This is a genomic window from Egbenema bharatensis FJBBOT/2019, assembly GCF_048077055.1.
Classification (GTDB): domain Bacteria; phylum Cyanobacteriota; class Cyanobacteriia; order Elainellales; family Elainellaceae; genus Egbenema; species Egbenema bharatensis.
In genome coordinates this window covers 3,133,957-3,148,388 of the sequence record NZ_CP182236.1, presented here as the reverse complement: position 1 = coordinate 3,148,388, position 14,432 = coordinate 3,133,957, and the positions used below count along the sequence as shown (strand labels likewise).

At 52.1% G+C, this 14,432-nt stretch carries 12 protein-coding genes, 1 pseudogene and 1 riboswitch; of the genes and pseudogenes, 7 read left to right on the top strand and 6 right to left on the bottom strand.

The window, feature by feature from the left end; all coding sequences use genetic code 11:
- Positions 1-29: 29 nt before the first annotated feature.
- Positions 30-839, bottom strand: coding sequence for an SDR family NAD(P)-dependent oxidoreductase (locus ACM1PF_RS14575; protein WP_416675758.1), 810 nt, complete (start codon positions 837-839; stop codon positions 30-32).
- A gap of 148 nt (positions 840-987) precedes the next feature.
- On the opposite strand from ACM1PF_RS14575, the gene ACM1PF_RS14570 reads away from it, so the two are divergent.
- A complete protein-coding gene (locus ACM1PF_RS14570; RefSeq protein ID WP_416675757.1) occupies positions 988-1,125 on the top strand; it encodes a hypothetical protein in 138 nt (45 codons plus the stop codon).
- A gap of 150 nt (positions 1,126-1,275) precedes the next feature.
- Here the strand turns inward: ACM1PF_RS14570 and ACM1PF_RS14565 are convergent, their stop codons facing one another.
- Complete coding sequence (locus ACM1PF_RS14565) at positions 1,276-1,410, bottom strand: hypothetical protein (RefSeq protein WP_416675755.1); 135 nt, start codon at positions 1,408-1,410, stop codon at positions 1,276-1,278.
- Positions 1,411-1,900: 490 nt separating this feature from the next.
- Positions 1,901-1,999: riboswitch (TPP riboswitch) on the top strand.
- A gap of 9 nt (positions 2,000-2,008) precedes the next feature.
- On the opposite strand from ACM1PF_RS14565, the pseudogene thiC reads away from it, so the two are divergent.
- The 3 genes and pseudogenes from thiC to ACM1PF_RS14550 all read left to right on the top strand — a co-directional run bounded on the left by thiC (position 2,009) and on the right by ACM1PF_RS14550 (position 6,253).
- A pseudogene (gene thiC, locus ACM1PF_RS14560) lies at positions 2,009-3,380 on the top strand (phosphomethylpyrimidine synthase ThiC).
- A 219-nt stretch (positions 3,381-3,599) separates the two neighbouring features.
- Positions 3,600-5,267: a CTP synthase gene (locus ACM1PF_RS14555; RefSeq protein WP_416675752.1), complete on the top strand. Its 1,668-nt coding sequence runs from the start codon at positions 3,600-3,602 to the stop codon at positions 5,265-5,267.
- 227 nt (positions 5,268-5,494) lie between these two features.
- The gene (locus ACM1PF_RS14550) at positions 5,495-6,253 is read left to right on the top strand and encodes a Uma2 family endonuclease (RefSeq protein ID WP_416675750.1); all 759 of its coding nucleotides are present in this window, start codon (positions 5,495-5,497) and stop codon (positions 6,251-6,253) included.
- Positions 6,254-6,354: 101 nt separating this feature from the next.
- On the opposite strand, the gene ACM1PF_RS14545 is transcribed toward ACM1PF_RS14550, so the two are convergent.
- The 4 genes from ACM1PF_RS14545 to ACM1PF_RS14530 form a co-directional block, all read right to left on the bottom strand.
- Positions 6,355-6,636: a hypothetical protein gene (locus ACM1PF_RS14545; RefSeq protein WP_416675748.1), complete on the bottom strand. Its 282-nt coding sequence runs from the start codon at positions 6,634-6,636 to the stop codon at positions 6,355-6,357.
- Positions 6,637-6,711: 75 nt separating this feature from the next.
- A complete protein-coding gene (locus ACM1PF_RS14540; protein ID WP_416675746.1) occupies positions 6,712-8,253 on the bottom strand; it encodes a sulfatase in 1,542 nt (513 codons plus the stop codon).
- Positions 8,254-8,428: 175 nt separating this feature from the next.
- Complete coding sequence (locus tag ACM1PF_RS14535) at positions 8,429-9,013, bottom strand: DNA-3-methyladenine glycosylase I (protein WP_416675743.1); 585 nt, start codon at positions 9,011-9,013, stop codon at positions 8,429-8,431.
- A gap of 244 nt (positions 9,014-9,257) precedes the next feature.
- Positions 9,258-10,709, bottom strand: coding sequence for a lysozyme (locus tag ACM1PF_RS14530; RefSeq protein ID WP_416675740.1), 1,452 nt, complete (start codon positions 10,707-10,709; stop codon positions 9,258-9,260).
- Positions 10,710-11,024: 315 nt separating this feature from the next.
- Between ACM1PF_RS14530 and ACM1PF_RS14525 the strand changes: the two genes are divergently transcribed.
- The 3 genes from ACM1PF_RS14525 to ACM1PF_RS14515 all read left to right on the top strand — a co-directional run bounded on the left by ACM1PF_RS14525 (position 11,025) and on the right by ACM1PF_RS14515 (position 14,255).
- Positions 11,025-11,378, top strand: a complete 354-nt coding sequence (locus ACM1PF_RS14525) for a hypothetical protein (protein ID WP_416675738.1) — start codon at positions 11,025-11,027, stop codon at positions 11,376-11,378.
- A 200-nt stretch (positions 11,379-11,578) separates the two neighbouring features.
- Positions 11,579-12,886: an NF041680 family putative transposase gene (locus tag ACM1PF_RS14520; RefSeq protein ID WP_416666339.1), complete on the top strand. Its 1,308-nt coding sequence runs from the start codon at positions 11,579-11,581 to the stop codon at positions 12,884-12,886.
- Between the two features lie 217 nt (positions 12,887-13,103).
- The gene (locus tag ACM1PF_RS14515) at positions 13,104-14,255 is read left to right on the top strand and encodes an NAD-dependent epimerase/dehydratase family protein (RefSeq protein WP_416675735.1); all 1,152 of its coding nucleotides are present in this window, start codon (positions 13,104-13,106) and stop codon (positions 14,253-14,255) included.
- Positions 14,256-14,432 lie beyond the last annotated feature (177 nt).

The window sequence follows — 14,432 nt, the reverse complement described above, 5'->3', positions numbered from 1 at the left end:
GCGGGCAAGATGCCCACCCCACAAGAAATTTAGATGGATGAGGATGAGGTGGGATAGCGTTTCGACTGTGTGGTCAGGGGAGATGCCATCTGAAGGACTTTATCCATGAGCCAGGGCATGATGCGACTGCACCAAACGGCGATATGACTTTGCCAACCCACCAGGATTTCTGAGGATTCGCGGCGGAGTCCATTCACCAGCGATCGCGCCACATCATCAGCGGTCATGGGCATCACCCAGCGGAAGAGTTGGAAATTGCGAACCATATCTGTGTCCGTCAGGGAAGGTAGGAGGCTGACGACTTGTACGTTCTGGGGAGCTAATTCGGCTCGGAGTGCCTGAGTAAAGCCCTGAATTGCAAACTTGGTGGCGGAGTAGGTGGCCATGGTTGGAGCCGCCAGTTTCCCCATCAGGCTAGACACATTGACGATTTTGCCTTGCTTGCGGGCCGCCATCCGCCGGGCAATCAACCGGGTAATCGTGTACATCCCGATTAAATTCACAGCAATTTCTTCCTGCACCTGGAACAGTTGGGAGCGCAGGAATGGGGTTTGATGGGCAACTCCAGCACAGTTCACCAACAGGTCGATCGGCCCATAGGATCGCCAGGCCTGGGCAACCGCTACATTCACCTCGATCGCCTGTGTCAGATCCAGAGGCAGGACGATCGCCTCTGCGCCTAATGCCTCGACCTCGGCGGCCACATCGGTTAAGAGCAATTGATTTCGAGCAACCAGTAGTAATCGTTTGGCACCTTGTCGGGCCAGTTCCAGGGCGATCGCTCGGCCAATGCCGCGAGATGCTCCAGTAATAAGTGCAGTTTTTCCTTGAATATTCATGACGGTAGAAACCTCCTAGTTGAGGTCTTACTGGGTCTGACGGATTCTGAACAGATTGACACCTATCCATTCAGACGGGCAGGACTGACACACTTGCCCTCAAAGTTGGGGAGCTAGAGGTTAAAGTACGTGGTGCTTAAGTCCCGCCATGAAGCAGGCAACCGCAGTCCAACGATCGACACCTCGATTGATCCACATCAATCCGATCGTCATCCTATCGGTAATCGTTCTTGTGTTCTACAAGTTGCCTGACTTTCTTCAGAATTTAGATCCAGCAAGACCGTGATTTACGGTAAATAGCGAAATTAACGAAATGAATGCTTTATTCCAACAACGGTTCACAGGTTGTACAGAGCACTAAGTTGTACAGGGTAGATTGACAATGGGCACTCGCAGGTTGTTGCGATAGTTCTAAACAGCCTTCGAGCCGATTTCGTCAAGCATTGGTCAACCCTCCCAGCCGTTTCCGGCTATTTTCAACAAACTGTAGAAACACGATCAGCAAAGGGTTACAGAGAACTCGCAGGGCAACAGAGCCGATCGCCTGGCAGATCCAAATGAGTGTGGGCATGGAATCCTCCATAAACGCTGTCAGTAAACGGGCTTCAATCGCGGATGTACACTTCGATTGCAAGCCGATTAAGCCGAGTGGATTAAACCGACAAAAAAGAGCAGTGAACATAAGCGATCGATTCAGGTGACATCGTTTTGCAACAGGTCAATCAGCATACGCATAGGTCGTTAATCCAGCCTATGCAGTTTGTGTAACACCAGCCGATCAGGGAACTGACATCGAGGAATTTGTATTGCCTCTCGCACACTCTAGCAACGGGATCAACTATCTGCAATATTTCATAAAGTTTTTCAATCTTGTTTTACATTTTTCTGCTAACGAAATCAGGCTGGAATCATTTGAGGACAGTCACTCAAGTCGGTTTACACAACTTAACAAAGCCGATTGTTTTAGGTTATGAGTTTGCATTCAAACTAGTAGCGATCGTTACGAATGGCAAAGCGATGGGGATCGTCGGTTCAGGAACCGAAGAAGAATGTTAGGATGATCCGCAAGCTAGGGGTGCCTGAGTTTTCCCAGGCTGAGATTACACCCTTAGAACCTGAGTCCGGTTCATACCGGCGGAGGGAAGCTGTTTACTCACAAGGAATTGAATATGCGAGCAGCATGGATCGCCAACCGGCGGGGTCGCACCAACGTGACCCAAATGCATTATGCGCGGCAGGGTGTCATCACTGAGGAAATGCACCATGTGGCGCAGCGAGAGCGTCTTTCGCCTGACTTGATTCGAGAGGAAGTGGCGCGGGGACGGATGATTATTCCAGCTAATATTAACCATGCCAATCTGGAACCGATGGCGATCGGGGTTGCCGCCAAATGCAAGGTGAATGCCAATATTGGGGCATCGCCGAATTCATCGGGCATTGAGCAAGAACTGGACAAATTGCGGCTGGCTGTGAAGTATGGTGCCGACACGGTGATGGATTTGTCTACCGGGGGTGGCGATCTGGATGCAATTCGGACGGCTATTATCCAGGCTTCTCCCGTTCCGATTGGGACTGTGCCGATCTATCAGGCATTGGAAAGTGTGCATGGCAAGGTGGAAAACCTGACCCCAGAGGATTTTCTGCACATCATTGAAAAACACGCCCAGCAAGGAGTGGACTACATGACCATCCACGCTGGAATTTTGATGGAGCATTTGCCCCTGGTGCGCGATCGCCTTACAGGGATTGTCTCTCGCGGCGGCGGAATTCTGGCTCGCTGGATGCTGCACCACCACAAGCAAAATCCGCTTTACACCCACTTTCACGACATTATTGAAATCTTCCAGAAGTACGATGTTTCCTTCAGCCTGGGAGATTCCCTGCGTCCCGGATGCCTGCACGATGCCTCGGATGCGGCCCAGCTTGCAGAATTAAAAACGTTGGGAGAATTAACTCGAACAGCCTGGAAATCTGATGTGCAGGTGATGGTGGAAGGGCCAGGTCATGTGCCGATGGATCAAATCGAGTTCAATGTTCGCCAGCAGATGGAGGAGTGTTCCGAGGCTCCGTTCTATGTCCTGGGGCCCCTGGTGACGGATATTGCTCCTGGATATGATCACATCACCTCGGCGATCGGGGCAGCGATGGCAGGCTGGTACGGTACGGCAATGCTGTGCTACGTCACCCCCAAGGAACATCTGGGTTTACCTGATGCAGAAGATGTGCGAAATGGGTTAATTGCTTACAAAATTGCAGCCCACGCCGCAGATGTGGCCCGCCATCGATCTGGTGCCCGCGATCGAGATGATGCCCTATCCCACGCCCGCTATAACTTCGACTGGAATCGTCAGTTTGAATTATCCCTTGATCCCGATCGGCCCGAGAATATCACGATGAAACCTTACCCGCAGACATTTATAAGACGGCGGAGTTTTGCTCCATGTGTGGGCCAAATTCTGTCCCATGCAAACCAAGGTGGATGCCGAAGCTTTGAGCGAACTGGAGAAGTTTCTCAACCAAACTCCCACGGTTCAAGCCTGATTATCTCAGGACTGAGGGTTGCTCCCTAAAACTCTTGTGGGGTGGGCAGCGTTTCGACTGAGCTCAAGCCGAAGTCCTGCCCGCCCAGTTCCCTGAGTATCCCGATCGTTCCAGGGGGCAAAAATCCGATCGTGGCTATGAAATCAATGCCATGAAATCAATTCCCTATGCCAAAATGTATGGGGTTGATCGGCAGCGGTAGAGCAAGCGGCTTTTTCTATGACTAAGTTTGTATTTGTCACGGGTGGTGTAGTTTCCAGCATTGGTAAAGGGATCGTGGCAGCAAGTCTGGGACGGTTGCTGAAATCCCGCAACTATTCAGTGTCGATTCTGAAGCTGGATCCTTATATTAATGTTGATCCGGGCACCATGAGTCCGTTCCAGCATGGTGAAGTATTCGTGACGCAGGATGGAGCCGAAACGGATCTGGATTTGGGGCATTACGAACGGTTTACCGATACCTCCATGTCGCGGCTGAATAGCGTTACGACGGGTTCAATTTATCAGGCAGTTCTGAATAAAGAGCGGCGAGGGGATTATCAGGGCGGCACAGTGCAGGTGATTCCCCACATCACCAATGAAATTAAGGAACGTATCCATCGGGTGGCGAAGGACACGAACCCGGATGTGGTAATCACAGAAATTGGGGGTACGGTGGGAGATATTGAATCCCTCCCCTTTCTGGAGGCCATCCGCCAGTTTCGCAAAGATGTGGGTCGAAAGAATGTCCTTTATATGCACGTTACCCTGGTGCCCTGGATTCCGGCCGCCGGGGAAATGAAAACCAAACCGACGCAACACTCAGTCAAAGAACTGCGATCGATCGGGATTCAACCGGATATTCTGGTCTGCCGCAGCGATCGCCCACTACCGCCTGGATTGAAAGAAAAAGTGGCTGAATTCTGCGATGTTCCAGCGGAGTGCGTCATTACCTCCCAGGATGCCAGCAGCATCTACGAAGTGCCCCTCACCCTGGAGCGGGAAGGATTGGCCCATCAGGCGATCGACCTGTTGCAGTTGGAACAACGACAGCCGGATTTGAACCAGTGGAATTTGCTGGTCGATCGGCTACACCAACCCAAACAGCCGATTGAAATTGCGATCGTTGGTAAATATGTTCGTTTATCGGATGCCTATCTTTCAGTGGTGGAAGCCTTACGCCATGCAGCCCTAGAAAATGGCGGTGAATTAAATCTGCGCTGGATTAACTCTGAAGATGTCACCGATCAGACAGTCGATCGCTACCTGGCGGACGTGCATGGTGTGGTGATTCCGGGCGGCTTCGGCCCACGCGGGGTTGATGGCAAAATTACTGCGATTCGGTATGCCCGTGAGCATCAGGTGCCGTTTCTGGGCTTGTGTTTGGGGATGCAGTGTTCGGTGATTGAATGGGCCCGCCACGTGGCTAAGTTGGAAAATGCCAATAGCGCTGAGTTTGACCCAGAGAGTCCGAACCCGGTGATTAATTTACTACCGGAACAGCAGGATGTGGTCGATCTGGGCGGAACGATGCGGTTAGGTCTCTATGCCTGTCGCGTCACGCCGAATACCCTGGCAGACCGGCTTTATCAGGAAGAAGTGGTCTACGAACGCCATCGCCATCGCTATGAATTCAACAATGCCTATCGCACCCTGTTTCTGGAGTCGGGCTATCAGATTAGCGGCACTTCTCCCGATGGGCGGTTGGTAGAAATGATCGAACTACCGGGGCATCCTTTCTTTATTGCCAGCCAGTTTCATCCAGAATTTCAGTCTCGCCCCAATCAGTCCCATCCCCTCTTCCGGGGCTTTATCCAGGCGGCGATCGGCATTACTCAGCCCATCATCCAACCTTCTACTCTCCCAGAACCAACTGAATCCTCTGCGCCATCCCTGGTGGAGGGATAACGGGGACGTTGGTAAATTAGGAGATGAATCTGCTCGAATGAAATATCTCCAGGCTTGTACGATCACTGGTCCTTTATTGACAGTGACAGTTCAGTTCAGTTCAGTTCACCGGGCACATTTCACCCATAAATCCTCAACTCTGCACCCACAAACATCCCCACCGATCGCCCCATCCGTTCCCCGAACCAGACAACCCCCACCGTGCCAACCCCTCATCCGTTGCCACCATGTCCCTCACCAAAGACCCACAACCCAACCTCACCCCATCGCCCTCCCCCAACGCGATCGTTTTTCCCCCTGGCGACCTCTACAGCGACGAACCTCCCTTGGAAAGCTCCCTTCACCTCCAGCAGATTTTACTGCTGATGAAATGCCTCGACTGGCTCTGGCAAGACCGCAACGACTACTTCGCCGCAGGCAACCTCACGGTTTATTACAGTCCCCATCAGCGCAAATCAGAAGACTTTCGGGGCCCTGATTTTTTTGTGGCCCTGGACACCGAAAAGCGACCGCGCAAAAGCTGGGTAGTGTGGGAAGAAGACGGCAAGTATCCCCATGTGATTATCGAACTGCTTTCAGATTCAACCGCCAAAACCGACCGTGGCTTAAAGAAACAAATTTACCAGGACACCTTCCGCACCCCCGACTACTTCTGGTTCGACCCGGATAGTCAGGAGTTCAAAGGCTTTCACCTCATCGATGGCAAGTACCACGAGCTGGAGCCAAACGAGCAGGGACAGTTGTGGAGTGAACAGTTACAACTCTGGTTAGGAATCGTCGATCGCCAATTACGGTTTTTCCTGCCCGATGGTTCCCTGGTTCCCACACCTGAGGAGAGTGCCAAAGCAGAACAACAGCAGCGCATAGAAGCCGATCGCCAGAGACAGGAAGCCGATCGCCAGAGACAGGAAGCCGATCGTCGCGCCACAGAGATGGAAACCCTACTGAACCGCTATCGTCAGCAGTTTGGTGATTTACCTGATTGAAGATGCTGAAGGTATTGCGTCGAATACTACGGTGGACAGTAGAAGTTAGCTGAATGATTTTGGGCTGTTGGAAGAATCAATCAGTTGGGTTGAGCGATCGGCTACTTTCGCATGACTGAAGTGATAATTACGGTGAGAGTCGCACTGGCAATGAGGGTAAACGCCAGTTGCACAACCCACTGCGTTGCCTGCCGATATTCTGCAAACCGCTCATCAAATTTCTTGCTGTTACTGGAAAAATCCTCAACGTCGCTGGAAAGGGATTCAACGTCACTGGAGAGTGATCCAACGTTGCTAGCGAGGGATTCAACGTTGCTCGACAGTTTATCCAGCTTATTTGCCAGATCTTGAAGGGTCGGTTCGTTGTCAGATGTTGTGGTCATGGAGGGTTGGGAAAGGTGACAACCTGATTATTCCCATTGTAGAGACAAGCATTCCCCTGAAAGACGATCGCCTCCCTAGTCCTCCAAATACCCCAGATCCCGCAATCGTTGCTGCACCTCTGGATCGTCAAATCCGGGAGCGCGAGAGGATGAGCTAACCGTTGCAACTGCCTGCCCTGCAAAGGCTTGAAGGCACTCCTGCAACACTTCCACATTTTCCGGCAAAATATCACTCAGGTTCAGACTTTCTTGAGGATCTGCCTGGACATCGTAGAGTTCCAACAACTGATCACCTGTCTCAATCAGCTTGTGACTCCCAACCCAGACAGCACGACGGGGTTGATCGCAAGCGCGATCGCGGATTAAGTCTGGTTGCCGCTTCAGGAGGAGATTCAGCACATTTTGAGGTGGAACTGCTTCAGAGAAGACCTGCTGATGGTTGGTAGAAGGGTTTGTGCGATCGAGCAAGCTTAATTGGGATTCTTCCTCCGTAGCTAACCCCGCTGCATCCAGCATGGTGTGGAACAAATGGCAGGTGGAGACTACCCGATCGATCGTTTCACCCTGCAAGTCAGAATGTGGCTCCCGGATGATCAGGGGCACCTGCACCAGCTCGTTATACAGCGTCAGAGAATGCCCGATGAACTGCTTTTCGCCCAGGTGTTCACCGTGATCGGAGCAAATGATCACCAGCGTATTGTCTAAAACTCCAGCCTGTTCCAGCTTTTGCAGAAACACTCCCACCTGCTCATCCTGACAGGCAACCTCCGCATCGTACATCCCATCCAATGCAGCCTTCTGGCGATCGTCCAGGGCCCCTGCCAGGGGAGCCAGCCAGCCATAGACATCGCTATTGAATCGCCGCAAATAAGTTTGAGCCTCCCGATCGCGCAGGACATGGGGGGCGAATTTCTCCATGTAGCGGCGAGGCGGGTGATAGGGCATATGGGTTCCCATCAAGTTGATGAAGGCAAACACCGGCTGATCGGGCTTTACCCCCTGGCGATCGATCAGCAATCTCGCTGCATCCTCCAGGGACTTCACCGTATTGCCCTTAAAGCTGAGGGCCGTTTGCCAGAGGGGCACCATTAACGGGGTAAAGGACAGAGCTAACAGCGCATCCGATCGAGCGAAGGCATCCTGTACCTGATTCAGTAATTTTGCTACCAGCCGCTTAAATCCTTGACGATAGCGATCGAGCCATCGAGGAGTCATTCCCGCCTGATTCGGATAGGAATTGAGTAGCCCGCTATAGTTCAAAAAGCTGTAGAAACCTCGCCGCAGCCCATTGTTAATCACACCAACTAAAGGATTATTGCAAAACCCTGCCGTAAAATAGCCCCCATCCCGCAACCGTTCCGCCAGGGTCGGCAACCCATCGGGTACGACCGAGTAGGACTGCAAGGTCTGATGCACCGAAGGATACACCCCCGTAAACATGGAGGCGTGGGACGGAATTGTCCATTGGGCTGGAGCGATCGCCCGTTGGAACAGAGTCGATCGGGCAGCAAAGGCATCGAGATGGGGTGAAGTCGGCGCATCATACCCGTAGCAGGAGAGGCGATCGGCGCGTTGGGTATCCAAGACCAGGAAGAGAATATTGGGGGGGTGAGCCATAAAAATCGGCAGGGAAATAGTTGGGCGATTAATACTTTGTTACTCAGATGTTACTCAGATTAGCAGGTGAACCGGATGAGCAGAACTGAATATAACTGCGCCAATTAGTAGTAAAGCGATCGATCGAGCACTTCACATCTGCCGCTGTAGAGATTTTGATTGGTGTCACCCGAAACTAACTCGAAACGATCGCCTGGTAGCGAAAGCAGTTGGTTGTGTGGTCATTCACCAATCCACAAGCCTGCATCAAGGCATAACAAATTGTCGAGCCAACAAACTTAAAGCCCCGTCGTCGTAAATCCTTGCTCATTGCCTGAGATTCTGCCGTTTCGGCTGGAATAGATTCGATCGTCTCCCAGTCATTGACGATCGGGGTTCCTCCCACAAAGCCCCAAATGTAGCGATCGAAGCTACCAAACTCAGCTTGCACGGCCAGAAACGATCGGGCATTCTGTACTGCTGCCTGCACCTTGAGACGATTCCGGACAATGCCAGGATTGGTTAACAGTTCAGCTATTTTGCGCTCATCATACTGGGCGACCCGTTCGGGATTAAACCCATCAAAAGCATCCCGATAATTCTCTCGCTTCCGCAAAATCGTTTTCCAACTTAGCCCAGCCTGTGCCCCTTCCAGAATTAAGAACTCAAACAGGCGATGATCTTCATGTACCGGAACCCCCCACTCTCGATCGTGGTAGGCAATATCCAGGGGATCATCGCTAACCCAGGCGCACCGACAAACGTTAGAGGTAGAGAGCATACAGGAGTCAGGAGAGAAAGCACACAGGAGTCAGGAGAAGCATACAGGAGATGGGAGAGAAAGCGACAAGCTATAACTCTGATGCATAATTCACTGGCAGGCAAGATGCCTTGATTCATCGGCAGGCAAGATGCCTGCCCTACGAGTGTTCTGGCGATCGCTTGCAGGTAGGATGCCTGCGCTACGGATGATCTCAATTTCCCATAGTTTGTCTCACAGAAAAACCGTCTCAAGAAAAAATGTCTTACAGAAAAACCGTGTAATCCTGCCCCAGGAATAATGCCCTTTCTGCCCGTCGTCGCCGCGTCAGTCCAGGCAACTCTCGACCGCCGTCGCCCCGGTTCCAGCGCAACAGTTGATCGGCTGCTCCCAAATAATCTCGCTGGTTCAGCAATCGCCGCAGGGTTGAACCGGACAAAGCTCCTTCGCCCACATTGTAGGTAAAAGAAACCAGGGCAGAGTACTGATCCTCATTAAGGGGCACTGTGATCAACTGACTCACTGCCTGTTCAAACCGGGCCAGATCGCGTTGCAGCAGAGCTTCGGCTTCAGCTTCCGTAATCCGCATCCCTGGACGAACTCCCGCAGTTGTACCATAACCGATCGTCCAGACCCCGACCGCATCCAGGTACGCCTGCAAGCGCAATCCTTCAAACGACTTCAGCAAACGCAGTCCTTTGGCATTAATTTGTCGTCGTCCTGTCGATCCAAGATTGATCACCTGTCCTCCTCGCAAAAGCTGGATGGATGGACGGTAGGCGAACCAGGTATTGCGTCCCTGAAACTGAAGTTGCGTTCCCTGGTTGTTCACCCCTAGCGAAATTCGGATGTGATCGTTTTCAGCCAGGGCATAGCTAGACACCGGCAATACCGTCCCGTTGGAGATGGCTTGCTTCTGATTAGCAGGCAGGGCGGTAGCCTGAGCAGTGCTGAGTTTGAGCCAGGTATCCTCGGTGGCGCGGAGAGTTACGGCAGCAGCGGTGGGCGCAGGAGTAGGGGTGGGGGTAGGTGCGGGAGGAGGGACAGGCGCAGGGGCGGGAGTCGGGGCGGGAGGGGTTGGGGAGGCTCCCAGGTTCACGACTTGCCCATTGCGGAGAATTTGAGCGACGGGTCGATAGATGTACCAGGTATTGCGTCCCTGGAACTGTACCTGATTGCCCTCTGCATCCAGCCCAAAGGCAACGCGCAGGTGGTCATTTTCAACGCGGGCAAAGCTGGAGATGGGTAAAACCGTGTTGGCACGCACGAATTGTCGCTGATCATCTGGAAGGGAAGAACCCTGGGCGGTACTGAGTTTGAGCCAGGTATCTTCAGTGGTGCGAAGTTGGTAAACGGGAGTCGGCGTATTGTTTGGGGGTGGTTCAGCGGCGATCGAAAATTGCTCCCAAGGCACAATTGCACCGTTTCTCAAGACTTGAACCGCAGGTTGATAAACATACCAGGTGCTACGGCCACGAATGTGAATTTTCTGCCCAATTTTGTCCTCGCCAAAGGTAATGCGCGCATGGTCATTGCCAACCCGTTGAATCGTCTCCACAGGAAGCAGCGTACCTGCCCGAACAAATTGCTTTTGATCCTCTGGAAGGGTTGAACCTTGAGCGGTACTCACTTTCAACCAGGTATCGATCGTTACTCTGAGGGTATATCTCGATGAAGATTCAGCTTGAGCTGAGACGGTCATGGATGCTTGGGTCATAAAGCCTTTGTCCTGATGTGTGAAAAGGATCGCACAATGCAAGAACTGCCGGGAACATTCAAGTTTGATGGCAGTCTGCGTACGGACTGATGGGCAGTCCCCTGGGCGATCGAGGTATCAGTAGCGTTCCCGTTTCCAAGATGCGGGGAAACATTAAAAAGATGCGTGATCGTTATCACATTCACCCGATCGGGGCTGAGGATCTCATGCGATCAGGTGAAAATGCCCTCATTCGACCAGAGCTGTTCGGAAACCCGCCTATTCAGGTAGTTGTAAATATAGTCCTTTGGATGGAATCCCTTTGGGATACGTGCTATGACTCGCCGAAACTGCTCCTGGATCACCGCTGCTATCATTACTATCGGTCTGGCTACCTATGCGCAACTGCTCTCAACGGGCCATTCCCCAGCCACAGTCTCCCTGCGCACTCGATCGACCTTTCCGGGGTTGCTGTCCACTCAAACGAAACCTTATCCTGCAAACCCTGCGGCCCAGTGGCACCACAGCCAGCGTAAATTACAAAGGGAATCTCGCTGGAATCTATTGCAGTCGGAAGTGCTGCCTTCAGATTCAGACCCCTCCCCTCTGGATTTAGGCTTACGTCAAACGACCCGCTGGTTAATGCGCTGGCATGGTTGGTTGAATCACCTGGATGCGCCCCAGCCCTGAGCTAAACCTTGGTTTTGATCTTCGTCACATAGATGCAAAATTGGGACACACCCCACTGCCCCTGACATAACCATTGTCAGTAAACCTCTATATTGCAACAGAGCTTCCATCACTGGAGTTTAGACTAATTGGGAAAGAAAAGCAGCCAAACCCGACGGTTTGGCTGCTTAATGGTCATGTTGCATCAATAATGATTGACCATGACTAATTTTGACCGCTTGAGGGCGTTTCGACATAAATCCTACATGCTGATTGGCAACGGCAAGGATGCTCTCTTCGACCTGATGGATGCCGTGCTAGTGAGCCGCAGTGTGTACTCCTTTGCCGAACTGTCGGTTGCCCCTGTCTTTCGACGCCAATGGCCGAGTTTGTATGAAGCCCTACAGGATAGCAACCCGCCTCGACTGGAGTGGATGGGGTTGTACCTGGAGCAAATGCCCCAGGACGAACGGGTTGTCTTAGCGGGAGACCACACGGCATGGTCAAGGTTACAGGCACAAACCCTGCGAGAACGGACGTATGAACATCAAGCAACTCCGATGAGTGGAGCCAAACCGGTGACGTTGGGACAAGGATATAGTACGATTGCGTGGATTCCAGAGGAGCAGGGCAGTTGGGCATTACCGTTGCTGCATGAACGCATCACTAGCGCAGAGAGCCCCATTAGCAAGGCAATAGTGCAATTGCGTCAGGTGTGTGAGCAGTTCCAGGTTCGTCCCTTATCTTTGTGGGATGCCGAATATGGCTGTGCCCCATTCCTCAATGGTACGGCGGATATTGCTTGTGACAAGTTGATTCGGTTGCGTTCCAATCGAGTACTGTATGGACCACCGCCTGTTTATAGCGGAACGGGTCGTCCTCGGCAGTATGGGGAGAAGTTCAAACTTAACGATGCCACCACCTGGTGGTCATCTGATGCCGAACTCCAGGTAGAAGAGTCCCGGTGGGGACGATTACACGTGCGGATGTGGTCATCAATGCGACTGCGACGCGTTGCCAACCAGACGATCTGGTTAATTCAACTGCAACGCCTCCATGACTCTGCCCTCCACCCCGCCAAACCTTTGTGGCTAATTTGGGTGGGACAAGCACCACCCGACTTAGAGACGGTGTGGCAACAGTATTTCCGTCGCTTTGCCATTGACCACTGGTATCGCTTCGCTAAGCAACGATTGCACTGGACGTTACCCCAGTTGGCAACGCCCGAACAATCCGAACGCTGGAGCGATCTGATGCCCTTGCTCACCTGGCAGTTGTGGTTGGCTCGTTGCCACGTCCAGGACTCCCCCCTGCCCTGGCAAAAGTCATCTGCTAAGCTATCTCCGGGACGAACCGCAAATGCCTTTGCCTCTGTTTTAGCGTTGATTGGCACACCTGCCCCCCCGCCCAAACCACGCGGAAAGTCACCGGGGTGGACTCCAGGGCAACCCCGTTCCCGCCGTATTCGCTATCCAACGGTCAAAAAGCGCTTCACCAGACCCAAGAAGGTGGCGAACAAGACCGCTTAACCACTAAATTTTTCCCAATCTTCAGTCTCGCTCAATCCAGATAAGGGGGTTGGGCTATTTCTGCTGTGATTAGTCTAAACTCCAGTCCATCATTCTCCAGACAGAAATTGCCCGCCTATTGTGCCTGGCTTTACTAAAAAGTCGTTCAATCGTCCACCAAGAATGATAAATTTAGCGGAGTATCAGTAAGCAGATTTAACTCAGCAGAGCAGTCAGCATGAAAGTTTTAGTTATTGGTGGTGATGGTTACTGCGGTTGGGCAACCGCGCTTTACCTGTCTAATCAGGGGCACGAAGTCGGAATTCTCGACAGCCTGGTGCGACGACATTGGGATATGGAGTTGTGCGTTGAAACACTCACTCCGATCGCCCCGATTCAAACGCGCCTCCAGCGTTGGCAAGACTTGACGGGTAAAAGCATTGACCTATTCGTGGGAGACATCAATAACTACGAATTCCTCAAAAATGCAATGCTTCAGTTTGAGCCAGATGCCGTGGTTCACTTTGGAGAACAGCGGTCTGCTCCCTTCTCAATGATCGATCGAGAACATGCTGTTTTAACCCAGGTTAACAACGTTATCGGCAATCTTAACCTACTTTATGTCATGCACCATCATTTTCCAGACTGCCATCTGGTCAAGTTGGGCACGATGGGTGAATATGGTACGCCGAATATTGATATTGAAGAAGGCTATATCACCATTGAACACAACGGGCGGAAGGATACCCTGCCCTATCCCAAGCAACCGGGTTCTTTTTACCACCTCAGCAAGGTTCATGATTCCCACAATATCCACTTTGCCTGCAAGATCTGGGGACTTCGGGCGACTGACCTGAATCAGGGGGTGGTTTATGGGGTGCTGACGGAAGAAACGGGCATGGATGAACTCCTGATCAACCGTCTGGACTACGATGGTGTCTTTGGGACGGCTTTGAACCGCTTCTGTATTCAGGCAGCGATCGGGCATCCGCTCACTGTTTACGGCAAAGGGGGGCAAACCCGGGGCTTCCTGGACATTCGGGATACGGTGCGCTGTATTGAAATTGCCATCAACAATCCGGCCAATGCAGGTGAATTCCGCGTCTTTAACCAGTTCACTGAGATGTTCAGCGTCAGTGATTTAGCCATGATGGTGAAGAAGGCTGGAACGGCGATGGGCCTCAACATTGAAATTAACCATCTGGACAATCCCAGGGTGGAACTGGAGGAACATTACTTCAACGCGAAGAATACCAAGCTGATCGATCTGGGCTTGCAACCCCACTACCTCTCTGATTCACTGCTCGACTCCCTGCTTAACTTCGCTGTGAAGTATAAGAACCGTGTGGATCAACAGCAAATTCTGCCCAAAGTGAAGTGGAAGGGGTAGAGAAAAGAGGGGAGTCGGGAGTCGGGAATTGGGAGTTGGAAAGGCATTCAGGTTGCGATCGGTTATTGGCTCGATTGTTGACTCGCGTTGTTGTCAATGGGTGGCTACGATTTCAGCTCAGGCTTTTCTAAACCCGGATCTCCTGGCTGCCATGACTCCCCAATAACTGTTCTTCCC